The 21476-nt window shown below is 69.3% G+C and carries 28 protein-coding genes and 3 tRNA genes; 19 read left to right on the top strand and 12 right to left on the bottom strand.

Features of this window, described 5'->3' with window-relative positions:
- Positions 1-2 precede the first annotated feature (2 nt).
- The 4 genes from ATI37_RS10170 to ATI37_RS10155 are packed head-to-tail and all read right to left on the bottom strand — an operon-like array spanning position 3 to position 2732.
- Complete coding sequence (locus ATI37_RS10170) at positions 3-620, bottom strand: 50S ribosomal protein L25 (protein WP_117238245.1); 618 nt, start codon at positions 618-620, stop codon at positions 3-5.
- 52 nt (positions 621-672) lie between these two features.
- Positions 673-1596, bottom strand: a complete 924-nt coding sequence (locus ATI37_RS10165) for a ribose-phosphate diphosphokinase (protein WP_117238244.1) — start codon at positions 1594-1596, stop codon at positions 673-675.
- A gap of 3 nt (positions 1597-1599) precedes the next feature.
- The gene (gene mtnN / locus ATI37_RS10160; RefSeq protein WP_117238243.1) at positions 1600-2277 is read right to left on the bottom strand and encodes a 5'-methylthioadenosine/S-adenosylhomocysteine nucleosidase; all 678 of its coding nucleotides are present in this window, start codon (positions 2275-2277) and stop codon (positions 1600-1602) included.
- The gene (locus tag ATI37_RS10155) at positions 2274-2732 is read right to left on the bottom strand and encodes an S-ribosylhomocysteine lyase (protein ID WP_117238242.1); all 459 of its coding nucleotides are present in this window, start codon (positions 2730-2732) and stop codon (positions 2274-2276) included. The genes mtnN and ATI37_RS10155 overlap by 4 nt, the downstream gene beginning before the upstream one ends.
- Before the next feature lie 30 nt (positions 2733-2762).
- On the opposite strand from ATI37_RS10155, the gene guaA reads away from it, so the two are divergent.
- The 8 genes from guaA (at position 2763) to ATI37_RS10115 (ending at position 9536) form a co-directional block, all read left to right on the top strand.
- Positions 2763-4274, top strand: a complete 1512-nt coding sequence (gene guaA, locus ATI37_RS10150; RefSeq protein ID WP_117238241.1) for a glutamine-hydrolyzing GMP synthase — start codon at positions 2763-2765, stop codon at positions 4272-4274.
- Positions 4274-4843, top strand: coding sequence for a Uma2 family endonuclease (locus tag ATI37_RS10145; protein ID WP_198665548.1), 570 nt, complete (start codon positions 4274-4276; stop codon positions 4841-4843). Before guaA ends, ATI37_RS10145 begins: the two co-directional genes overlap by 1 nt.
- Before the next feature lie 43 nt (positions 4844-4886).
- Positions 4887-5174: a glutamine synthetase/cystathionine beta-lyase binding protein gene (locus ATI37_RS10140; protein ID WP_003045118.1), complete on the top strand. Its 288-nt coding sequence runs from the start codon at positions 4887-4889 to the stop codon at positions 5172-5174.
- Entirely contained in the window at positions 5174-5551 is a 378-nt protein-coding gene (locus ATI37_RS10135) for a VOC family protein (protein WP_117238239.1), read from the top strand. The genes ATI37_RS10140 and ATI37_RS10135 overlap by 1 nt, the downstream gene beginning before the upstream one ends.
- Complete coding sequence (locus tag ATI37_RS12605; RefSeq protein ID WP_117238238.1) at positions 5539-6396, top strand: ABC transporter ATP-binding protein; 858 nt, start codon at positions 5539-5541, stop codon at positions 6394-6396. Before ATI37_RS10135 ends, ATI37_RS12605 begins: the two co-directional genes overlap by 13 nt.
- Positions 6397-6405: 9 nt before the next feature.
- A complete protein-coding gene (gene rnhA / locus ATI37_RS10125; RefSeq protein ID WP_117238237.1) occupies positions 6406-6897 on the top strand; it encodes a ribonuclease HI in 492 nt (163 codons plus the stop codon).
- A gap of 24 nt (positions 6898-6921) precedes the next feature.
- Complete coding sequence (locus tag ATI37_RS10120) at positions 6922-8595, top strand: acyl-CoA carboxylase subunit beta (protein ID WP_408646671.1); 1674 nt, start codon at positions 6922-6924, stop codon at positions 8593-8595.
- 83 nt (positions 8596-8678) lie between these two features.
- The gene (locus tag ATI37_RS10115) at positions 8679-9536 is read left to right on the top strand and encodes a hydroxymethylglutaryl-CoA lyase (RefSeq protein WP_117238235.1); all 858 of its coding nucleotides are present in this window, start codon (positions 8679-8681) and stop codon (positions 9534-9536) included.
- Here ATI37_RS10115 and ATI37_RS10110 read toward each other — a convergent pair.
- Positions 9533-9925, bottom strand: a complete 393-nt coding sequence (locus ATI37_RS10110) for a DUF3197 domain-containing protein (protein ID WP_117238234.1) — start codon at positions 9923-9925, stop codon at positions 9533-9535. The two genes, ATI37_RS10115 and ATI37_RS10110, sit on opposite strands and share 4 nt — an antisense overlap.
- Before the next feature lie 9 nt (positions 9926-9934).
- Positions 9935-10423 (bottom strand): DinB family protein, encoded by a 489-nt coding sequence (locus tag ATI37_RS10105; protein ID WP_117238233.1) that lies wholly within the window; start codon positions 10421-10423, stop codon positions 9935-9937.
- A 23-nt stretch (positions 10424-10446) separates the two neighbouring features.
- On the opposite strand from ATI37_RS10105, the gene ATI37_RS11705 reads away from it, so the two are divergent.
- Both ATI37_RS11705 and ATI37_RS10100 read left to right on the top strand, forming a co-directional pair.
- Positions 10447-10623 carry a hypothetical protein gene (locus ATI37_RS11705; RefSeq protein WP_198665547.1) on the top strand — a complete coding sequence of 59 codons (177 nt, stop codon included), beginning with the start codon at positions 10447-10449 and terminating at the stop codon, positions 10621-10623.
- A complete protein-coding gene (locus ATI37_RS10100) occupies positions 10620-11225 on the top strand; it encodes a YkgJ family cysteine cluster protein (RefSeq protein ID WP_117238232.1) in 606 nt (201 codons plus the stop codon). The genes ATI37_RS11705 and ATI37_RS10100 overlap by 4 nt, the downstream gene beginning before the upstream one ends.
- A 126-nt stretch (positions 11226-11351) precedes the next feature.
- Here the strand turns inward: ATI37_RS10100 and ATI37_RS10095 are convergent.
- The 3 genes from ATI37_RS10095 to ATI37_RS10085 all read right to left on the bottom strand — a co-directional run bounded on the left by ATI37_RS10095 (position 11352) and on the right by ATI37_RS10085 (position 13336).
- A tRNA-Ser gene (locus tag ATI37_RS10095) sits at positions 11352-11443 on the bottom strand.
- Positions 11422-12951: a tRNA lysidine(34) synthetase TilS gene (gene tilS / locus ATI37_RS10090; protein ID WP_117238231.1), complete on the bottom strand. Its 1530-nt coding sequence runs from the start codon at positions 12949-12951 to the stop codon at positions 11422-11424. Before tilS ends, ATI37_RS10095 begins: the two co-directional genes overlap by 22 nt.
- Positions 12938-13336, bottom strand: coding sequence for a hypothetical protein (locus tag ATI37_RS10085; RefSeq protein WP_117238230.1), 399 nt, complete (start codon positions 13334-13336; stop codon positions 12938-12940). Before ATI37_RS10085 ends, tilS begins: the two co-directional genes overlap by 14 nt.
- Before the next feature lie 36 nt (positions 13337-13372).
- Here ATI37_RS10085 and ATI37_RS10080 point away from each other — a divergent pair, with 36 nt between their 5' ends.
- The 9 genes from ATI37_RS10080 to hemW all read left to right on the top strand — a co-directional run bounded on the left by ATI37_RS10080 (position 13373) and on the right by hemW (position 20813).
- Positions 13373-14758: an FAD-linked oxidase C-terminal domain-containing protein gene (locus ATI37_RS10080; RefSeq protein WP_117238229.1), complete on the top strand. Its 1386-nt coding sequence runs from the start codon at positions 13373-13375 to the stop codon at positions 14756-14758.
- On the top strand, positions 14745-15803 hold the full coding sequence (locus tag ATI37_RS10075) for an FAD-binding protein (RefSeq protein WP_117238228.1): 1059 nt from the start codon (positions 14745-14747) through the stop codon (positions 15801-15803). The genes ATI37_RS10080 and ATI37_RS10075 overlap by 14 nt, the downstream gene beginning before the upstream one ends.
- The gene (locus ATI37_RS10070) at positions 15793-17049 is read left to right on the top strand and encodes a (Fe-S)-binding protein (protein ID WP_117238227.1); all 1257 of its coding nucleotides are present in this window, start codon (positions 15793-15795) and stop codon (positions 17047-17049) included. Before ATI37_RS10075 ends, ATI37_RS10070 begins: the two co-directional genes overlap by 11 nt.
- 103 nt (positions 17050-17152) lie before the next feature.
- Complete coding sequence (locus ATI37_RS10065; protein WP_117238226.1) at positions 17153-17413, top strand: type II toxin-antitoxin system VapB family antitoxin; 261 nt, start codon at positions 17153-17155, stop codon at positions 17411-17413.
- Positions 17413-17805, top strand: a complete 393-nt coding sequence (locus ATI37_RS10060) for a type II toxin-antitoxin system VapC family toxin (RefSeq protein WP_117238225.1) — start codon at positions 17413-17415, stop codon at positions 17803-17805. The genes ATI37_RS10065 and ATI37_RS10060 overlap by 1 nt, the downstream gene beginning before the upstream one ends.
- Positions 17790-19010 carry a glycerate kinase type-2 family protein gene (locus ATI37_RS10055; RefSeq protein ID WP_117238224.1) on the top strand — a complete coding sequence of 407 codons (1221 nt, stop codon included), beginning with the start codon at positions 17790-17792 and terminating at the stop codon, positions 19008-19010. The genes ATI37_RS10060 and ATI37_RS10055 overlap by 16 nt, the downstream gene beginning before the upstream one ends.
- A 4-nt stretch (positions 19011-19014) precedes the next feature.
- Positions 19015-19332, top strand: a complete 318-nt coding sequence (locus tag ATI37_RS10050; RefSeq protein ID WP_117238223.1) for a nucleotidyltransferase domain-containing protein — start codon at positions 19015-19017, stop codon at positions 19330-19332.
- Positions 19333-19354: 22 nt separating this feature from the next.
- Positions 19355-19723: a HEPN domain-containing protein gene (locus ATI37_RS10045; RefSeq protein ID WP_232822495.1), complete on the top strand. Its 369-nt coding sequence runs from the start codon at positions 19355-19357 to the stop codon at positions 19721-19723.
- The gene (gene hemW / locus ATI37_RS10040) at positions 19707-20813 is read left to right on the top strand and encodes a radical SAM family heme chaperone HemW (protein WP_117238221.1); all 1107 of its coding nucleotides are present in this window, start codon (positions 19707-19709) and stop codon (positions 20811-20813) included. Before ATI37_RS10045 ends, hemW begins: the two co-directional genes overlap by 17 nt.
- Here hemW and ATI37_RS10035 read toward each other — a convergent pair.
- The 3 genes from ATI37_RS10035 to ATI37_RS10025 form a co-directional block, all read right to left on the bottom strand.
- The gene (locus ATI37_RS10035; protein ID WP_117238595.1) at positions 20810-21199 is read right to left on the bottom strand and encodes an NADH-quinone oxidoreductase subunit 15; all 390 of its coding nucleotides are present in this window, start codon (positions 21197-21199) and stop codon (positions 20810-20812) included. The genes hemW and ATI37_RS10035 overlap by 4 nt on opposite strands.
- A 45-nt stretch (positions 21200-21244) precedes the next feature.
- Positions 21245-21321, bottom strand: a tRNA-Val gene (locus ATI37_RS10030).
- 7 nt (positions 21322-21328) lie between these two features.
- A tRNA-Cys gene (locus tag ATI37_RS10025) sits at positions 21329-21403 on the bottom strand.
- Positions 21404-21476: the final 73 nt, after the last annotated feature.

The raw sequence follows: 21476 nt of genomic DNA, 5'->3' as shown, positions 1-21476 counted from the left end.
TACTAGGCCTCCTCCTCCTTCTTGCCCTTCTTGATGACCTCGGGCTCGGGCGGGACCTCGGCGGCCTCCGCGGCCAGCCGCTCCACATCCTCGGGCGGCACGATGGCGGCGAGGGTCTCCTCAGGGGAGATGGCCAGCTTCACCCCCTCGGGAAGCTTCAGGTCGGCGGCGTGGAGGCTATCCCCGATGCCGAGGCCAGACACGTCCACCTCGATGTATTCGGGGATGTTCCGGGGGGAGACCCGCACCAGGATGTCCCGGCGGACCTCCTGGAGCACCCCACCCTCGCGCACGCCCACGGGGGTGCCCACGAAGCGCAAGGGAACGTACATCTCCACTGGCTCGTCGGAGAGGACAAAGAAGTCCACGTGTTCAGGGCGGCGGCGCCTCTTGTCCAGGTTTACCTGGCGCACCAGGGTGGGGACCTCCCCGTCGGGAAGCTCCAGGACGATGACGTTGTGGATGGAGGCTTGGCGGAAGACCCTGTCGAACTCCCCAAGCTCCACGTAGACCTTGCGGTTTAGGCTCCGGTTGTACATGACCCCGGGGAGCTTCCCGGCCCGCCTTAGGGCCCCCGGCTTCTCCCCTTCGCGGTAATAGGCTTTCAAGCGGTACTCCATGGCTCCTCCCTAAGCCCCCAAAGGGGCACGCGGAGAAGAGTGTACCACGCCCCTAGATGAGGGCGCTCACGGACTGGTTGGTGTGCACGCGGCGGATGGCCTGGGCCAGGAGCTCGGCGGTGGAAAGGACGGTGTAGCCCCCGCCCTTCAAGGGGATGGTGTCGGTGAAGACCACCTCTGCTATGGCAGGGTGGGCCAGGTTCTCCCGGGCCCCGCCCACCAGAACCGCGTGGGTGGCCATGACCACGATTTCCGGCAGGGCCCCCGCCTCCAAGAGGGCCTCCACCCCCCGCCTGATGGTGCCGCCGGTGGAGACGATGTCGTCTATGAGGAGGGGCCTCTTCCCCTCTACGTCCCCGATCACGTAGGTCACCGAGGTCTCCCAGGGGCCGTGGCGGCGCTTGGCCAGCATGGCGAAGGGGAGGCCTAGGCGCTCGGAAAGCCGCCTGGCCTCCTCGGCCCGGCCGGCGTCCGGGGAGACCACCACGGCGTTCTCCGCGTACCCCTTCTCCTTGAGGTAGCGGGCAAAGAGGCGCACCGCCGAGAGGTGGTCCACGGGGATGTCAAAGAAGCCCTGGATCTGGGGGGCGTGGAGGTCAATGGCGATGACCCGCTGGACCCCTACCCGCTCCAGGAGGCTTGCCACCAGCTTGGCGCTCACGGGCTCGCGGCCTTCGGTCTGCTTGTCCTGGCGGGCGTAGCCGAAGTAGGGGATGACGGCGTTGATGCGGGCGGCGGAGCTCCTCCTTGCGGCATCGGCCAGGAGGAGGAGCTCCATGAGGTGGTCGTTCACCGGGGGGGAGGTGGGCTGGACCAGGTAGACGTCGTCCCCCCGGACGCTTTCCAGAAGCCGCACCCTGACCTCCCCATCGGGGAAGCGGTCCACCAGGGCCTGGCCCAAGGGCGCCCCCAGGGCCTCCGCCACCCGCCGGGCCAGGTCGGGGTGGGCGTTCCCCGTGAAGAGCCGGATTTCCATGGCCTATCCCCCCTCAGTATAGGGGAGGAGGGCCCGGGCCAGGCGGCCAAGGCGCCTCGAGGCCTCCCGCAAAAAGGCCTGGAAGTCCAAAGCCGCCCCCTCCCCCGCCCCGTCGGTGACGATGCGCACCAGGGCCATGGGGTGGCGGAAGCGGTAGGCCACCATGAGGGCGGCGGCCCCCTCCATCTCCACGGCATCCGCCCCGTGGAGGGCGCGAAGCCTCTTGGCCTCCTCCGGGTCCTGGAGGAAGCGGTCCCCCGTGGCCACCACCCCAAGCCTATGGGGGAAGCCCAGGGCCCGGGCGGCGGCCTCTGCCCGGGCGAGGAGCCTTGGGTCTGAGGGGAAGAAGCGCACCCCCAAGGCGGTCTCCCCGGGAGCCCGGCCAAAGGGGGTGAGGTCCACGTCCCACTGCACCGCCCTTTGGGCCAGGAGGAGGTCCAAGGCCCTAAGGGCAGGGTCCAGGGCCCCCGCCACCCCCAGGAAGAAGCTCCCTTTGGGAGCGAAGCGGGTGAGGACGTGGGCCACGGCCAGGGCGCAGGCCACCTTCCCCACCCCCGTCTCCGCCACCAGGACCCCCTCCCCCTGGTGGAGGGGGAAGGGGGCCTCTAGGGGGGTGGTGGCCTCGAGGGCCTCCCTGAGGGCCTCCGCCTCCTCGGGCTCGGCGGCGAAGAAGGCGGTCATAGGGGGAGGGTGGGCTGGACCTTGAGCCCCGCCTTTAAGACCCTTTCCGCCCAGGCCCTGGCCCCTTCCAGGTCGTGGTCCCGGTAGTTGCCGCACTCCCTAAGGCTCGCCCCCGGGATGGGCCCCTGGTGCAGGAGGACGTCCCTCAAGGCCCTTTCCAAGGCCACCAGGACCGCTTCTTCCCCCAAAGGCCCCTCGGCCACCAGGTAAAACCCCGTGCGGCACCCCATGGGGGAGAGGTCTATCACCCCCTCCAGGTGGTCCCTGAGGTACCCCGCCAGGAGGTGCTCCAGGGTGTGCAAGGCCCCCGTGGGGAGGGCCTCCCGGTTGGGCTGCGCCAGCCTTAGGTCGTACTTCTCCACCACTCCGCCCCCCAAAGGCTTCCTTCCCGCCAGGCGCACGTAGGGGGCCTGGACCTGGGTGTGGTCCAGCCGGAAGCTCTCCACCTCGGCCATACCCCCATGGTAAGGGGTAGACTGGGCCCCATGGTGGTGGTCCTGGACTTCGGCTCCCAGTACACCCGGCTCATCGCCAGGAGGCTCCGGGAACTCCGGGCCTTTTCCCTGATCCTCCCGGGCACGGCCCCCTTGGAAGAGGTCCTAAAGCACAACCCCCAGGCCCTCATCCTCTCCGGGGGGCCGAGGAGCGTCTTCGAGGAGGACGCCCCCAGGCCCGACCCCCGCCTCTTCGCCCAGGGCCTCCCCATCCTGGGCATCTGCTACGGCATGCAGCTCATGGCCCAGGCCCTCGGGGGGAAGGTGGAGCGGGCGGGGCGGGCGGAGTACGGCAAGGCCCTCCTCACCCGCTATTCCGGGCCCCTCTTCCGGGGGGTATCCGGGGAGGTCCAGGTCTGGATGAGCCACAGCGACGCCGTCACCGAACTCCCCCCCGGGTGGCGGGTGGCCGCCGAGACCGAGGAGAACCCCGTGGCCGCCATGGAGGCGGAAGGGGCCCCCCTCTATGGGGTCCAGTTCCACCCCGAGGTGGCCCACACCCCCAAGGGGATGCAGATCCTGGAAAACTTCCTGGAGATGGCCCAGGTGCCCCGGGACTGGACCCCGGAGCACATCCTGGAGGGCCTCCTCAGGGAGGTGCGGGAACAGGTGGGGAAGGACCGGGTCCTCCTTGCGGTCTCCGGCGGGGTGGACTCCTCCACCCTGGCCCTCCTCCTGGCCCGGGCGGGGGTGGACCACCTGGCGGTCTTCGTGGACCACGGGCTTTTGCGCCTGGGGGAGAGGGAGGAGGTGGAAGGAGCCTTGAGGGCCCTGGGGGTGAACCTCCTCGTGGTGGAGGCCAAGGACCGCTTCCTGAGGGCCCTAAAGGGGGTGGAGGACCCCGAGGAAAAGCGGAGGGTCATCGGGCGGGAGTTCGTGGAGGTCTTCGGCCAGGTGGCCCGGGAGAAGGGGCCCTTCTGCTTCCTGGCGCAAGGGACCCTCTACCCCGACGTCATCGAGTCCGCCGGGGGGCACGGGGCGGCCAAGATCAAGAGCCACCACAACGTGGGGGGCCTCCCCGAGGACCTACAGTTTGCCCTTCTTGAGCCCTTCCGCCTCCTCTTCAAGGACGAGGTGCGGGAGCTGGCGCTTCTCCTCGGGCTTCCCGACCCCATCCGCCTCCGGCACCCCTTCCCCGGCCCCGGCCTCGCCGTGCGCCTCCTGGGGGAGGTGACGGAGGAGGGGCTGGACATCCTGAGGCGGGCGGACGACCTCTTTGTAAACCTCCTCAAGGAGTGGGGGCTCTATGGCCAGGTGGCTCAGGCCCTGGCCGTCCTCACCCCCTTGAGGAGCGTGGGGGTGGCGGGGGACGAGAGGCGCTACGGGTACGTCCTGGCCCTCAGGGCCGTGACCACCGAGGACTTCATGACCGCGGACTGGGCCAGGCTCCCCCTGGAGTTCCTGGACGAGGTGGCCAGGCGCATCACCAGGCGGGTACCCGAGATCGGGCGGGTGGTCTACGACATCACCTCCAAACCCCCGGCCACCATAGAATGGGAGTAATGGGCGAACCCGCTAGGGTCCTAAAGCGGCTTTCGCCGGAGGCCTACCTGGAGCTGGAGGCCTCCTCCCCGGTGAAGCACGAGCTTCTGGAGGGGATCCCCTACGCCGTGGCCGGGGCGGGCCGGGCCCATAACCTCATCGTGAGCAACCTCCACTACCTCCTCTATCCCCTGGCCCGAAGGAAGGGATGCCGCCTCTACGTGGCGGACATGAAGCTCAAGGTGGGGGAGGCCACCTTTTACTACCCCGATCTCATGGTGGTCTGCGCCCCACCTCCGGAAAACCCCTACTACGAGGAAGCCCCCTGCCTGGTGGTGGAGGTCCTCTCCCAGAACACCGAGGCCGTGGACCGCCGGGAGAAGCTGGGGCGCTACCTGGCCCTTCCCTCCTTAAGGGGCTACCTCCTGGTGAGCGCCCAAAGGCCCCTAGCGGAGCTCTGCCGCAAGGAGGGGGAGGAGGTGGTCCACCAGGCCCTCGAGGCGGGCGGGCTGGCCCTTCCCTGCTTGGGGGGAACCCTCGCCGTGGAGGAGGTCTACGCGGGGGTTGAACTGGAGGCCGAGGAGGCGTAGGCTAAAGAGGAGGCGTAGGCTAAAGGGGAAAGGAGGCCAAAGTATGCCCACCTTTATCGTGCTCAGCACCCTGACGGACGACGGCGCGGAGACCCTGGTGAAGAACCCCGAGCGCATCAAGGAGGTGAACGGGGAGCTGGAGCGGGACTTCGGGGTCAAGGTGGTGGCCCAGTACGCCGTCTTGGGGCCCTATGACTTTGTGAACATCGTGGAAGCGGAGGACAGCCTGGCCGTGGCCCGGGCCATGCTCCACCTGGCCTCGAGGGGGAGCGTGAAGACCACCACCCTGGAGGCCATCCCCGTGGCCGACCTCATCGCCCGGCTCAAGTAGTGGAGGTCCTGGAGACCTCGGTCTACGCGGAGGACCTGGAGAAGGCCCGGGCCTTCTACGAGGGGGTCTTAGGCCTCCCCTGCTTCCAGTTCAAACCCCCCAGGCACGCCTTCTTCCGCGCGGGCCGGGGGGTCTTCCTGGTCTTCAACCCCAAGCTCACGGAGAAGGAGGAGGCCCTGCCCCCCCACGGGGCCCATGGGAGCGTGCACGTGGCCTTCCGGGTGGAGGAGGAGGAGCTTCCCCTCTGGGAGGAGCGCCTGAAGAGGGCGGGCTACCCCGTCTTTTGGGCAGAGTGGCCCGGGGGAAGGAGCCTCTACACCCAAGACCCCGCGGGCAACCTGGTGGAGCTGGCCCCCGGAAGGATATGGGGCCTTTAGGGGGAAGCGTGGGGGATACCCTGGCCCAGGCCCTCGCCCTCCTGGAAAGGGGGAAGGACTGGGAAGCGGAAGCCCTCCTCTTCACCCCCCAGGAAGGCCTCCTGGAGGCGGAGCGCCTGGCCCTCCTGGGCTTCTTGAAGGCGAGGCGGGGAAACCTCGGGGCCTACCGGGCCCTGGCCCTCGAGGCCGCCCGGAGGGCCCAGACCCCCCTCACCCTCTACCACCTGGGCCTGGCCCTGCCCCCAAGGGAGGGTGCGCTGGCCCTGGAGGAGGCCCTTCGGCGCGCCGAGGACCCCCGGGCCCAGGCCCGCCTCGCCCTGGCCCTGGCCCGCACCCTGAGGCGGCTTGGCCGCCTGCGGGAGGCCATGGGCTCCGCCGCCCTCGCCCTCAAGCCCCGCTTCCTCCTCCTGGACGAGCCCACCCTGGGCCTGGACCCGGTGAGCCGGAGGGAGTTTGAGGGGATCCTCCTGGAGCTTAAGGGGGAAGGGTGGGGGATCCTCCTCACCTCCCACGACCTGGAGGGAGTGGAGCGGGTGAGCGACCGGGTGGCCTTTCTCCACCGGGGGGAGGTCCTGCGGGAGGGGCCCACCCGGGCCCTCCTCCAGGAGTGGGCGGGGGAGGGGTATAGGGTGCGCCTCCTGGAGCCCCAGGCGGAGGCCCTGGCGGGGGCCCTGGGGCCGGGCTGGCTCGTGGAGGCCCCCGACCGCCTCTTCTTCCTGGGCCCCTGGGAGGCCCTGCGGGCCCACCTCCCCTACCTGGACGGGGAGGTGCAGGAGGTCTCCCAGGGGACCCCTAGCCTGGAAAGCCTCTTCCTCAGGCTCTTTGGGGCCCCTTCCCAGGGCTAAGATGGGAGGGTGAGCCTTTCCCTCAAGCGCGTGGACCTCTTCACGGATGGGGCCTGCCTGGGGAACCCGGGCCCCGGGGGGTGGGCGGCCCTCCTCCGCTACGGAAACCGGGAAAAGCTCCTCTCCGGGGGAGAGCCCTGCACCACCAACAACCGCATGGAACTGAGGGCGGCCCTCGAGGGCCTCCTGGCCCTAAAAGCGCCCTGCGAGGTCCACCTCCACACGGATAGCCAGTACCTCAAGCGGGCCTTCGCCGAGGGCTGGGTGGAGCGGTGGAGGAGGAACGGCTGGCGGACCGCCGAGGGGAGGCCCGTGAAGAACCAAGACCTCTGGCAGGCCCTCCTAGGGGCCATGGAGGGGCACCGGGTGAGCTTCCACTGGGTAGAGGGGCATAGCGGCCACCCCGAGAACGAAAGGGTGGACCGGGAGGCCCGCCGCCAGGCCAAAGCCCAACCCCCGGTGCCCTACCCCCCCAAAGGGGGCGCGCTTTTTTGGCCCTAAGCGAAAGAGCGATATACTTGGGCCATGGAGCCTCGAGGCCGGCCCGTGCTGGAGACCTCGCTGAGCCGGGAAAGCCCCTCCTTTAAGGCCAACAAGGACGCCTGGGTGGCCCTGGTGCGGGACTTCAAGGAGAGCCTGGAAAGGGTGCGCCTGGGGGGCGGCCCCAAGGCCATAGAGCGCCAGCACCAAAAGGGCCGCCTCACCGCAAGGGAAAGGATCGTTAGGCTTTTGGACCCGGGGACGGAGTTTTACGAGCTCATGGCCTTCGCCGGGTGGGGGATGTACGAGGAGTGGGGCGGGGCCCCCGCAGGGGGGGTTGTCGCCGGCCTGGGGAGGATTGGGGGAAGGCTTTGGATGGTCATCGCCAACGACGCCACGGTGAAGGCGGGGGCCTTCTTCCCCATCACCGCCAAGAAGGTGATCCGGGCCCAGACCATAGCCCTGGAAAACCGCATCCCCACGGTCTACCTGGTGGACTCCGCCGGGGTCTTCCTTCCCCTTCAGGACGAGGTCTTCCCCGACCAGGATGACTTCGGCCGCATCTTCTACCTGAACGCCCGCATGAGCGCCTTGGGCATCCCCCAGATCTCCGCCATCATGGGGAACTGCGTGGCCGGGGGGGCTTACCTGCCGGTGATGACCGACGTCCTCCTCATGACCGAGGGCTCTGGGCTCTACCTGGCGGGGCCCGCCCTGGTTAAGGCAGCCATCGGCCAGGAGGTCTCCTCCGAGGAGCTCGGGGGGGCCCGGATGCACGCCGAGGTCTCGGGCACCGTGGACTTCTACGAGCCCACGGACGAGGCCGCCCTAGAGAGGATCCGGAAACTGGCCGCCCTCTACCCGCCCCCCCGCCTGGCCCCTTGGGCCGAGGCCCGGAAGGAGCCCAAGGAGCCCCTCTACCCCGCCGAGGACCTCTACGGCCTGGTCTCCCCCGAGGGCTCCAAGCCCTACGACCTTAGGGAGGTGATCGCCCGGCTGGTGGACGGCTCCGAGTTCCTGGAGTACAAAGGGGGGTACGGGGAGACCCTGGTCACCGGCTTCGCCCGCATCGGAGGGTACCCCGTGGGCATCGTGGGGAACCAGCGCCTCGTCCTCAAGAAGAGGGGGCGGATTGAGGTGGGCGGGGTCATCTACGCCGAGGCGGCGGACAAGGCGGCCCGGTTCATCCTGGACGTGAACCAGATGAACATCCCCCTCCTCTTCCTCCAGGACGTGACCGGCTTCATGGTGGGCAAGGAGTCGGAGCAGGCGGGGATCATAAGGCGGGGGGCCAAGCTGGTGAACGCCGTGAGCAACGCCACCGTCCCCAAGATCACCGTGATCCTGGGGGGGTCCTTCGGGGCGGGGAACTACGCCCTGGCGGGCAAGGCCTACGCTCCCAGGTTCATCTACGCCTGGCCCAGCGCCAAGTACGCCGTCATGGGCGGGGCCCAGGCGGCCAAGACCCTCCTGGAGCTGGAGGTGGAAAAGCTCAGGCGCCAGGGCCAGGAGCCCTCGGACGAGGAGCTCAAGGAGCTCTACGAGCGCATCAAGGGCCGCTACGAGGAGACCCTGGACCCCCGGTACGCGGCCGCCCGGCTCTGGGTGGACGGGATCGTTCTCCCCCACGAGACCCGGAGGTGGATCATAAAGAGCCTCGAGGCCTGCGCCCTGAACCCGGAGCGGGAGCCCCTCCGGGTGGGGGTCTTTCAGGTCTAGTACCACCCCATGCTGGCTTGCGCCAGCATGGGGGCCCCGGTGATACGCCCAAGCCAGCATGGGGGCCCCAGAGGAGGGAAAAGGTGGCAACGGTCAGATGGGTGGAGTGTCCGAGGGATGCCTGGCAGGGGTTTTCCCGCTTCATCCCCACCGAGGAGAAGGTGGCCTTTCTGAAGAGGCTCCTGGAGGCGGGCTTCCGCCACCTGGACCTGACGAGCTTCGTCTCCCCCAAGTGGGTCCCCCAGATGGCGGACGCCGAGGCGGTGCTAAAGGCCCTCCCCCCGCCCGAGGGGCGCACCTACCTGGCCATCGTGGCCAACGAGAAGGGGCTGGAGCGGGCCCTGGAGGTCCCCCACCTCACCCACGTGGGCTACCCCCTCTCCCTCTCGGACACCTTCCAAAGGAAAAACACGGGCCGCTCCCTGGAGGAGTCCTGGCCCCTGGTGGCGGGGATGGTGCGGGCGGTGGAGGGGCGGCTTGGCCTCGTGGTCTACCTCTCCATGGCCTTCGGCAACCCCTACGGGGACCCCTGGGGGGTGGAGGGGGTCCTGGAGGCCATCGCCCGGCTAAGGGAGCTTGGGGTCAAGGAGATCGCCCTGGCGGACACCTACGGGGTGGCGGAAGCGGGGCGCATCCGGGAGGTCCTCGAGGCCGCCGCGGGGCGCTTTGGCCCCGAGGGCCTGGGGGCCCACCTCCACGCCCGGCCCCAGGGGGTTTTGGAAAAGGTGGAGGCGGTCTTGGGAGCGGGCCTCACCTGGCTGGAGGGGGCCCTGGCCGGGGTGGGGGGGTGCCCCTTCGCCGGGGACGAGCTCGTGGGCAACCTCCCCACGGAGGTGGTCCTCCCCCACCTGGAGGGGCGGGGCTTTAGGACCGGGGTGGACCTCGCCCAGCTTCCCCTCCTGGCGGAGGAGGCGGCGGGGCTCAAGGCCCTCTACGCCTAGGCCGCCCGCCGGTAGATGTGGGGGTCCGTGGGGTTGGCGATGGCGTTGATCCGGCTGAGGAGCTCCCCTGGGGGAAGGTCCAGAAGGGCGCCCATCTCCCCCGGGGAGACCACGGCCTCATAGAACTTCCTGGCCCCCCGCTCCAGGAGGAGGGCCACGAGCTCCGCCAGGGCCTCCTCCCCCCCGGGGAAGGCGGGGCCGAAGGCGTCGGGGGTGAGGAGGCCCCTCTTCCCCCCGTGGACGAGGAGGGCGTAGCGGGCCTCCTCCCTCCGGTCCTGCCAGTCGGTGATGAGGTAGACCTTGGCCTCGGGGAGGCGGATCCCCTTTAGGGCCTCCTTGAGGGCCTCGAGGGTCACCCTGGGGGCGCCGCGCAGGCCTATGCGTTCCATGCTTCCATCCTAAAGGAGCTTCCTGGCGTAGATGACCTGGCCCGCGTGGTGCTGGGCGTGCTCCACCAGGTGGTGGAGGACGTGGGCCCGGGGGGCCATGACCCCTTGGCCCCCCACGGGGACGGGGGCCGCCAGGTCCTCCTCCCGCACCCCCTCGAGGGCCTCCAGGAGGAGGTCCCAGGCCTCCCGGAAGCGGGCCGCCACGGCCTCTTTGGGCTCGGGCTCCCCCAAAAGCTCCCACTCCCGGCCCCTTTGGGCCCACTCGGGCAGGGGAAGGCCGAGGGCGTAGGCGGCGAGGCGGAGGGAGCTTCCCGCGATGTGGCGCACCAGGCCGCCGATGGGGTTCGCCCCCTCCTTGGGCCGCCACCAGAAGGCCTCCTCGGGGAGGTCCAAGACCCAGCGCTCCAGGTGGAGCCGGACCTCCTCGAGGCCCCTTACCCAGGCCGAGACCGCCGGGGGCACCCCCGGCACCAGGGGTTCCAGAAAGGGCGCAGGCATACCCCCATGGTACCCTGGTTAGGGTGAGGGCGCTCCTCCGCCTCCTACAAAGGGCCAAGGGTGGGGCAGCTTGCCCCGTCTGTGGCCTCCCCCGGCCCCTGGCGGAAGAGGTGCGCCGCCACCGGCGCTTCTGCCCCCACGTGGCCTTCCGGGCCTGTCCCTTTGACCCCAGGAAAGGCGTCTACCGCTTGCGGCGATGACCCCAGAAGAGGCCTGGCGCGTCCTAGAGGAGGACCTGGCGGACTACCTGGCGAGGAAGGGGGTGAAGCCCTCCTGCCAGGCGGGGTGCTCCGCCTGTTGCTTTGGCCTGGTGACCCTTTCCCGCCTCGAGGGCCTGGCCCTCCTTCCCCACCTCAGCCCCGCCCAAAAGGAGCGCCTCCTGGAGGAAGGCCCCAGGCGCCTTCGCCTCCTCCAGGAGGGCAAGGACGACCCCCGCTTCCCTAGCCGCTTCTTCCAAAGCCAGATCCCCTGCCCCCTCCTGGAAGGGGGGCTCTGCGGGGTCTACCCCCACCGCCCCCTGGCCTGCCGGGGCCTCCTCACCCGGGGAGACCCCAGGCTCTGCGCTCCCGAGGCGGACCCACCCAAGGGCCACTTCCTCCCCGTGCCCTGGCGCATGGCCCGCTTGCGTATGGAAGCCCTTTGGGAAGAGGAGCGGAGGCGCTACGGCTACACCCTTGTCGGGGAGTTGGCAAGCCTCCTTTATCTCCTCCTGAAGGGCCTTCCCCAGGAAAAGGAGGAGGTGGAGGCCCTGCTTAAAGAGCTTGGGGTCCTGGGGGGAAGGTGGGGGTACCAGGTAGTGTAATACCACCCCATTCTGGCTTGCGCCAGCATGGGGGCCCCGTCAGAAGGTTCCCAGCGGGCTTTTCTGAGCCGACAGAGCGAAGGAAACAGGAAGAAAGGGTATAAAGGGCGACCCTGAGGCCGCCTTTGGCGGAGGGGGCGGGATTCGAACCCGCGAGGCCCCTTGCGGAGCCTACCGGTTTTCGAGACCGGCCCGTTCAACCGCTCCGGCACCCCTCCCTGAGCCGGGCGAAGAAGTCCCTTAAGAGCTTAGCACACTCCCCCTCCCTAAGGCCACCCCGCATCCCCCCTCCCTGGCCATAGCGGGTGAGGGCCCCCTCCTTCAGGTTCTCCACCCCATAGACCACCTCCACCCCCGCCTCCTGGAGAGCGTGGTGGCACATGCGGCAGGGCTCCAGGGTCACGTAAAGCCTCCCTCCCCGGGCCCCCTTCCCCAGCCTCCTTAGGAGGAGCATCTCCGCGTGGGCCGTGGGGTCTTCCGTGGCCTCCACCTGGTTGTGCGTCCCGTGGACCTCCCCCCCTAGGGCCAGGACCGCCCCCACGGGCACCTCCCCCAGGGCGAAGGCCTTCCTGGCCTCCTCTAGGGCCAGGCCCATGAGGCCCTCCTCCTCCGAGGGGGGAAAGAGACCCAGGACCGCCTCCACCCGGCCCCTCTCCCCTCGCACGGGCCAGAGGGCCCTGAGCTCCCGGGGCACCCCCTTTTCCGCCAGGAACTCCACCAGGCGCTTCCGGCCAAAGGGCCTTTCCAAGTAGTCCCCAGGCAAGGGCCTGCGGAAGCCCTTGGGGAGGGGAATCTTGGGCCTGGGGGGGATGAGGAAAAGGGTCCCTAGGTGCCGCCGGGCCAGATGCCCCTCGGGAAGCGTCCCCGCCTTGCCCCCTAGGGCCTCCTCCAGGAAGAGGATGTGCCGGGCCTCGGGGCGGAGGTCCAAGGCCTCCAGAATCCGCCGTAAAGCCCGCCTCCGTACCGCCTCCGGGGCCTTGAGGAGGGGCAAGGCCCGGTAGGCGGGCACGAAGAAGCGGGGGTCAGGGAGGAGCCGGGCCTTGGCCGCCTCCTCCAAGAAGGCCTCCTCCCCTTCCCTCACCTGGGCGAAGCGGGAAAGGGCCTCCTTGGCCCGGGGAAACCTTTCCTGAAGGAGGGGAAAGACCATGAGCCTCAGGTAGTTGCGGTCCAGGGAAAGGTCCTGGTTGGTGGGGTCCTCCCGCCAGGCCTCCCCCAGGGACCGGAGGTAAGCCCTAAGCTCCTCCCGGGTGAAGGGGAGGAGGGGCCGGGCCACCATCCCCTCCTTCTCCCGGATGCCGAGTCCCCGGGCCGTGCCCTGGAGGAGCTTAAGGAGCACGGTCTCCGCCTGGTCGTCCAGGGTGTGGGCGGTGAGGATGGCCCTCGCCCCCACCTCCTTGGCCACCCGGTGGAGGAAGGCGTAGCGCACCTCCCGGGCCAGGGCCTCGAGGTTCTCCCCCCGCTCCTCGGCGATCCGCCCCACCTCCACCCGCTCCCCGTAGAAGGGAAAGCCAAGCCTCTGGGCCAGGTGGCGCACGAAGAGGAGGTCTTCGCCGCTATCCGGGCGCAGGACGTGGTCCAGGTGGGCCACCACCCCTTGCCTTCCCACCCGCCTCACCAGGTGGGCCAGGGCCACGGAGTCCCCGCCCCCGGAGACCGCGAGGACCAAGGGGTCCTCCGGGGCCAACTTCGCCAGGCGCTCACGGAAGGCCTCCTCAAGGGCGGGCAAGCCTTTCCACCTCCGCCCTCAGGGCGGGGAGGCAGCACCTCCCCCGGGGGTTCCGCAGGTCGCAGGCGCACCTCCCCTCCCTTACCCCCTCCGCCACCTGGGCTACGGGGTCCTCCCCCCGGGCCAGGGCCTCCCGGATGGCCTCCCGGGTCCACCCGAAGCAGTAGCAGACCCAGGAGGCCCCCTTGTCGTAGATGGGAAAGCGCACCTCCCCCAGGGTGTAGACCCCCTCCCGGCCGTAGTAGACCACGGGACAGCCCGGGTCTTGGCAGAGGGAGTGGGGGCTTTTCGGGTCCAGGCGGGCCAGGCCCTGGCCCGCAAGGAAGTTCTTCACCGTCTTGAGGGGGACGGGAAGGCCCTCCTTGCCGTTTCGGGGGCAGAGCATGCCCCCATTGTAAAGTGAAGGGGAGGAGGTAAGCCCGTGGGTTTTCTGGAGGAGCTGAAGGCCCTTTTACCGGGGGGCAGGGTTCTCACCAGGGAGGCGGAGCTCGCCCCCTACGAGTCCGACGCCCTCACCGCCTACCGCAAGCGCCCCCTGGCCGTGGTCCTGCCGGAGAGGAAGGAGGAGGTGGTGGAGGTGGTGCGGCTCTGCCACCGCCACGGGGTCCCCTTCGTGGCCCGGGGAAGCGGCACGAGCCTAAGCGGGGGGTCCCTCCCCGTGGAAGGGGGGATCGTCCTGGCCCTAAACCGCATGAACCGGATCCTGAGGCTAGACCCCAAGGCCCGCATCGCCATCGTGGAGCCCGGGGTGGTGAACCTGGAGGTAAGCCAAAAGGCGGCCCCCTTTGGGCTCCTCTACGCCCCCGACCCCTCCAGCCAGCCCGTATCTACCCTCGGGGGCAACGTGGCCTTTAACTCCGGGGGAGCCCACTGCCTCAAGCACGGGATGACGGCCAACCACGTCCTGGGCCTGGAGATCGTGACCCCCACGGGGGAGGTGGTGCGCCTGGGCGGGGAGGGACTGGAGGGGGTGGGGCCGGACCTCCACGGCTTCTTCGTGGGCACGGAGGGGCTTTTGGGGGTGGCCCTGGAGATCACCCTAAGGCTCCTCCCCAGGCCCGAGGCCTACCACACCCTCCTCGCCGCCTACGACAGCCTGGAAGGGGCGGGGGAGGCGGTGAGCCGGGTCATCCGCTCCGGGCTCCTTCCCGGGGCCATGGAGATCATGGACCGCCTGAGCATTGAGGCCGCGGAGAAGGCGGTGCGGGCGGGCTACCCCGAGGCCGAGGCCCTCCTCATCGTGGAGCTCGAGGGCCCCAAGGAGGAGGTGGCGGCGGAGGCCGAGGTCCTCCACGGGGTCATCCAGGAAAGCGGGGCCTCCGAGGTGCGCATCGCCAGGAGCGAGGCGGAGCGCCAGGCCATCTGGAAGGGCAGGAAGGCCGCCTTCAGCGCCGTGGGGAGGCTTTCCCCTGACTACCTGGTCCAGGACGGGGTGGTGCCCCGCTCCAAGCTGGGGGAGGCCCTAAGGGAGATCCAGCGCCTCGCCCAGGCCTACGCCCTCCGGGTGGCCAACGTCTTCCACGCCGGGGACGGGAACCTCCACCCCCTGGTCCTCTACGACGGCAAGCGGCCCGGGGAGCTGGAGAGGGCCGAGGCGCTGGCCGGGGAGATCCTGAGGCTTTGCGTCCGCCTTGGGGGCTCCCTCACCGGGGAGCACGGGATCGGGGTGGAGAAGAAGGCCTACATGCCGGAGATGTTCGCCCGGGAGGACCTCCTGGCCATGGAAAGGGTGAAGGCTGCCTTGGACCCGAAGGGCCTGGCCAACCGGGGCAAGGTCCTTCCGGAGGAGGCCCATGCCCCCGCTTAGGCCCACCACCCTCGAGGAGGTCCAGGAGGCGGTCCTGGCCCACCCCCGCCTCCGGGTGCGGGGCGGGGGAACGAAGCCCGCCCTCTCCGCCCCGGAGGAGGGCGAAGCGGTTTTGGACCTCTCTGGCCTGAGGGGCCTCCTGGAGTACCAGCCCGAGGAGTTCGTCTTCACCGCCCTGGCCGGGACCCCTCTTGGGGAAATAGAGGAGGCCCTTGGGGTCCACGGCCAGTACCTCCCCTTTGACCCCCCGTTGGTGGGCCAGGGGGCCACCTTGGGGGGGACGGTGGCCGCGGGGCTTTCCGGGCCCATGCGCCACCGCTTTGGGGGGGTTAGGGACTTCCTCCTAGGGGTGCGCTTCGTGGACGGGGAGGGAAGGGTGGTCCGGGGCGGGGGCAAGGTGGTGAAGAACGCCGCGGGCTTCCCCTTCCACCGCCTCATGGTGGGCTCTTTGGGGGCCTTTGGGGTGGTGGTGGAGCTCTCCTTCAAGGTTTTCCCCAGGCCCCGGGCCACCCGGACCCTGAGGGTGGAGATGGGGAGCCTAGAGGAGGCCCTTGGCGCCCTGGAAAAGATTCGGCTTCTGCCCCTAGACCTCCTGGCCCTGGACCTCCTCCCCCCCGCCACCTTGGAGCTTCGCCTGGGGGGCTTCCCGGAGAGCGTGGCGAAGCGATTGGAGAGGCTAAAAGGCCTCCTCGGGGGCGGGGAGGTCCTGGAGGAGGACGAGGGGCACTGGCGGGGGGTGCGGGACCTAAGCTTCCTGGAGGGAAGCCCCATCTGGGCCAAGGTGCCCGCGGGGCTTGACCGGATTCCCCTCCTGGAGAGCCTTCCCTTAGGACCTAGGCGCTACCTGGACGGGGGGGAGGTCCTCTACGCGGGCCTGGAGGCCGAGGGCCTAAGGGCCCTGAGGGCGGCAGGGGTCCCCTACCTGGTCCTAAAGGGGGCGGAGGAGCCTCTCTTCCCCAGGCTCCAGCACGGCTTCTTCCTAGATGTGAAGAAGGCCCTGGACCCCTTGGGCCGGTTTCCCTTAGGGTGGGGCCATGCAGCATAAGATCCCCGTGAAAGAGCTTGGCCCCAAGGGCGGGGTCATGGCCCACGCCATAGAAGCCTGCGTGCACTGCGGCTTCTGCCTGCCCACCTGCCCCACCTACGTGGTGCTCCAGGAGGAGATGGACTCCCCCAGGGGGCGGATCTTCCTCATGAAGGAGGTCCTGGAGGGAAGCCTCCCCCTGGAGGAGGCCCTCCCCTTCCTGGACCGCTGCCTGGCGTGCCAGGCCTGCGTCACCGCCTGCCCCAGCGGGGTGCCCTACGGGGAACTCCTCGCCGCCTTCCGGTTTTGGAGCGAGGAGAAGAGGCACCGCTACCCCCTGGAAAGGGCCTACCGCCTGGCCCTCCTCCGCACCCTCCCCTACCCGGGCCGCTTCCGGCCCCTAGCGGAACTGGGGGCGCGCCTCAAGCCCCTCCTAAACCCCCTCCCCCTGCCCAAGGCCCTGAAGGCCCCCCTGGCCCTCCTCCCAGACCGCCTGGAAAGGGAAGAGCCCCACAGGGGGGTCTACCCCGCCAAGGGGGAGAGGCGAGCCCGGGTGGGCCTCCTCCTGGGGTGCGCCCAGAGGGTCTTGAGGCCCTCCATCAACCGGGCCACCCTAAAGGTCCTCCAGGAAAACGGGGTGGAGGTCCTGGCCCTGGAGGAGCAGGCCTGCTGCGGGGCCCTAAACCTCCACGCCGGGGATGAGGAGGGGGCCAGGGCCCTGGCCAGGCGGAACCTCAAGGCCTTCCGGGACGTGGACTACGTGGTCACCAACGCCGCTGGGTGCGGCTCGGGGATGAAGGAGTACCCCCTCCTCTTCCTGGGCCAGCCCGAGGAGGAGGAGGCCCAGGGCCTAGCCGCCAAGGTAAAGGACCTCTCCGTGATCCTGGATGAACTGGGCTTCCTCCCCCCTCCTCCCCCCAAGAGGCCCCTCAGGGTGGCCTACCACGACGCCTGCCACCTGGCCCACGCCCAGGGGGTGCGGGAGGCCCCAAGGAAGCTCCTCCGGGCGGCGGGGGTGGAGGTGTTGGAGCCCAAGGAGTGGGAGCTCTGCTGCGGAAGCGCCGGCACCTATAACCTCTTCCAGCCGGGGATCGCCGAGGCTCTGGGCCGGAGGAAGGCGGAAAACCTGAAGGCCACGGGGGCAGACCTGGTGGCCACGGGCAACATCGGCTGCCTCACCCAGATAGGGGCCTACCTGGACCTCCCCGTCCTCCACACCGCCGAGCTTCTGGCCCTCCTCTACGAGGGGAAGGAGCCCCAGGCCTAGGCGCCCAAGGAGCACCTCCACGCGCCAAAACCGCCCGTGCGGGCGCTAGGCCTCCCCTTGCCCTTGCTTGACATGCATACTTTCTTCTGCATATGCTTAACCCATGGCCCTTACCATCCGCAACCAGGAGGTGGAGCGCCTGGCGGAGGAGGTGGCCCGCCTGGCGGGGGAGACCAAAACCGAGGCCATCCGGAAGGCCCTGGAGATGCGCCTCAAGGAGCTTGAGAGGAAGCGGCGCTTTGACCGGGTCCTCCGGTTTTTGGAGGAGGAGGTCTGGCCTCAGATTCCTCCCGAACTCCGGGGAAAGGGAATCCGCAAAGAAGAGCTGGAGGAAATCCTCGGGTACGGGCCGGAGGGGTACTGATGGTCCTGGACACCTCCGCCCTCATGGCCATCCTGTTCCAGGAGGAAGGGCACGAGGCCCTTCTGGAGCGCTTGAGGCAAACCCGCCCCCACAGGATCGCCGCCCCCACCCTGGTGGAAGCAGGGATCGTCCTGGGGGCCCGGCTCGGTTTTGAGCGGGTACCCCTTCTCCTAGAGCTTTTGGAAGAGCTGCAGGTAGAAGTGGTCCCCTTCACCGAGAAGCACGCCAAAGAGGCCATCCGAGCCTACCAACGCTACGGACGGGCTCGGCACCCCGGGGGCTTAAACTTCGGCGACTGCCTGAGCTACGCCCTGGCCCGGGTGGAGGGGGAGCCCCTCCTCTACAAGGGCGAGGACTTTGACCGGACGGACCTGGCGTGGAAGCCCTCCTGAAGGAAGCCTTCCTTCACGCCTTGAGGGCCACGGAGCCCTACCGCCTGACCCAGAGGGCCCTTCCCCCTTGGCGGCCGGACCTCATCCTGGCGGTGGGCAAGGCGGCTGCCCCCATGCTCAAGGCGGCCCTGGACCGCTACGGGGAGGTCCTCTACCACCTCACCCTTCCCCAGGGCCAAGACCCCCTGGGCCTCAGGGCCCGCTTCGCAAGCCACCCCGTGCCCAGTGAGGGGAGCCTGAAGGCGGCAGAGGAGGTCCTAGCCCTTCTCCAGGACCTTCCCCCAAAGGCCCGGGTCCTGGCCCTCCTCTCTGGGGGTGGGAGCGCCCTCTGGTGCGCCCCCTTTGGGGTCTCCCTGGAGGAGAAAAGGGCCCTCACCGAGGCCCTCCTGAGGAGCGGGGCGAGCATCGGGGAGATGAACGCTGTGCGCAAGCACCTCTCCCGCATCAAGGCGGGCAGGGCCCTCCTCTCCACCCGGGCCCGGGTCCACGCCCTCCTCCTCTCCGACGTGCCCGGGGACGACCCCAGCGTCATCGCCTCCGGGCCCTTCCACCCCGATCCCGGCACCTTTGGTGAGGCCCTTTCCGTCCTGGACCGTTACGGCCTAGCTTTCCCCGAGGCCCGGGAGGTCCTCCTCCAGGGGCAAAGGGGAGAGGCGCCAGAGACCCTGAAGCCCGGCGACCCCGCCTTGAGGCGGCTCTCTTGGCGGGTGGTGGGGCGGAACCTGGACCTCCTGAAGGCGGCCCAGGGGTTCTTGCGGGAAAGGGGCCAGAGGGCCGTCATCCTCTCCGACCGCTTCGGGGGGGAGGCCCGGGAGCTGGCCCGCTTCCACGCCGAGCTGGTGGAGACCATCCGCGCCCACGGCCTGCCCTTCAAAAAGCCCCTCTTCCTCCTCTCCGGGGGCGAGGCCCAGGTGCGGGTGCGGGGAGGGGGAAGGGGCGGGCGGAACCTGGAGTTCCTCCTGGCCCTCTACGCCCACCTGAAGGCCCCCCTCTACGCCCTGGCCGCGGACTCGGACGGCCTGGATGGCCCCAGCGGGGCCGCTGGCGCCCTCCTCACGCCCGAGGTTTGGCAGAAGGGCCTGGACCCAGGGCCCTACCTCGAGGCCCACGACAGCCTGGCCTTCTTCCAGGAGGCAGGGACCCTCCTCAGGACAGGGCCCACGGGCACCAACCTCAACGACTTCCGCCTCCTTTGCGTAGACTGAAGGGGTGGAGTACCCGGAGCTTGGGCCGGTCCTCGAGGCCATCCTGCAGGTGGTCCCGGCCCATAAGATCATCCTCTTCGGGAGCCGGGCCCGGGGGGATGCCCGCCCGGAAAGCGACTACGACCTCTTGGTGGTGGTACCCCAGGAGCACAAGACCACGGAGGTCTGGAAGCGCCTGTACCAGGCCGTGGCCCAGGCGCGGCCAGGCCTAGCCCTGGACCTCCTCCTGGCCACGGAAAAGGACTTGGAGTGCTATCGGGATGCCTGGATGACCGTACACCCTGCGGTCCTCCGGGAGGGTCACCTCCTCTATGCCAGCTAACCCGCAAAACCCTAGAACCTGGTTGGTCCGGGCCAAGAGCAACCTGGCCCGGGCGCGTTTGGGCCGCCCAACCCCAGAGATCTTCTGGGAGGACCTCTGTTTTGATGCCCACCAAGCGGCAGAGAAAGCCCTCAAGGCCCTCCTTGTGGCGCTAAACACCCCTTTCCCCAAAACCCACGATCTGGCCAGGCTCTTGGACCTGCTGCGCCCCAAGCTCCCGGTCCCCCCGGAACTGGAAGACCTGCCGCGCCTCAATCCCTTCGCCGTCATGGACCGCTACCCCGGGGAGCTGCCGGAGGCCACAGAGGAAGACTGGCGGGAGGCCGTGGGCCTGCCTGAGCGGGCCATCCTCTGGGCCGAGCGCCTTTTGGGCGATGCCGAACCCCGCTAGCCTCTACGTCCACGTCCCCTTCTGCCCCACCCTCTGCCCTTACTGCGACTTCCACGTGGTGCGCCGGGGCGGGGCCTGGGTGGAGGCCTACCTGAGGCGCCTAGGGGAAGAGACCAGGGCCCTCCACGAGGCCTACCCCGGGCCCCTTTCCACCCTCTACCTGGGCGGGGGCACGCCCAGCTACCTGAGGGACCGGGAGCTCGTGGCCCTCTTTGGAAGCCTCCCGTGGCGCCTCGAGGAGGGGGCGGAGGTGACCTTCGAGGCCAACCCCGGAACCCTCTCGCCGCCAAGGCTTGCCCTCCTTAAGGACCTGGGGGTGAACCGCCTCTCCCTGGGGGTCCAGAGCTTCCAGGACGAGGTCCTCCGCTTCCTAGGCCGGGCCCACGGAAGGAAGGGGGCGCTAAGGGCGGTGGAGATGGCCCTGGAAGGGGGCTTTAGGGTATCCATAGACCTCATCCTGGGCCTTCCCATGCAGGACGTGGAAAAGGACCTGGAGGAGGCGGCTTCTCTAGGCGTGGGGCACGTCTCTGCCTACACCCTCCAGGTGGAGAAGGGGACCCCCTTCGCCCTCATGGGTCTCCAAGAAGACCCCGAACGGGAGGCCTGGGCCATGGAGCGGGCGGAGGAGGTCTTGGGCGAAGCGGGACTCCTACGCTACGAGGTCTCCAACTTCGCCCGGGAGGGGGAGGAGGCCCGGCACAACCTCGTCTACTGGCGGGCCGGGTTCTGGCTGGCCCTGGGACCCGCCGCCACCGGGCACTACCCAGGGGAGGGCCCCGCCTACGCCCTCCGGCGGACGAATCCGCCCCTCCCCCGCTGGCTTTTGGGCGAGGCCCCGAGGGAGGAGGCCATCTCCCCCCTGGAGCACGCCAAGGAGGCCCTGATGCTGGGGCTGAGGCTCAAGGAGGGGGTGGATGTGGGCCAGGTGGAAGGCCGCGCCGGCCTCCTCCTTTGGCCCGCCCTAGAGGCCAAGGCCCAAACCCTAGCCCAAGAGGGACTCCTCCTCATTGAAGGGAAGCGCCTGAAGCCCACCCCGCGGGGCCTCGCCCTCCTCCACGCCGTGTTGCTCTCTCTCTGGGAAGCCCTCTAGGTGAAGGCCAAGGCCGCCCGAGCCCGATCGGCCAGGGCGAAGAAGCGCTCCTTGGTGAGGGGGATTTTGCCCGTCACCAGGCCCTTTTCCGGCTCGTAGTGGGCGTGGAGGTGGATGTGGGCCCGGGGCAGGCGGAGGCCGATGCGCTTGAGCCTGGCGTGCCGGGGGGAGACGTCGGCGAGGAGGAAGGGCTCCCCCAGGGCGTCGGAGAGGGAGGCGGTCATGATGGTGGTGGGGACGTCGTAGGGCCGCTCCATGCGGTAGATGAAGTCGGGGAAGTCGGCCTCCTTTTCAAAGCGCACGCCCTTCTCCTCGGCGTACTCCCGCATCCAGCCCAATAGCTCCACCCAGGCCTCGTAGAGCTCGCGCTCGTGGGACGCGCCCATGGCCCGAGTATACAAGGGCGAGGCCCCGGGGTTGCCGGGGCCTTTTGGTGGGCGCGAGTGGACTTGAACCACCGACCCCTACCGTGTCAAGGTAGTGCTCTGGCCACCTGAGCTACGCGCCCATGCTTTTGGAGGCGCCGGCCGGATTCGAACCGGCGAATGGAGGTTTTGCAGACCTCTGCCTTACCCCTTGGCTACGGCGCCAAGCCAACAAGCATGGTAGCACGCAAGGCCAAAGGCTGTCAAGAAAAGCCCTTCCTAAGGCAAAAGTGCTATG

The organism is Thermus sediminis (assembly GCF_003426945.1).
Lineage (GTDB): Bacteria > Deinococcota > Deinococci > Deinococcales > Thermaceae > Thermus > Thermus sediminis.
This window is presented reverse-complemented; position numbering and strand designations above follow the sequence as displayed.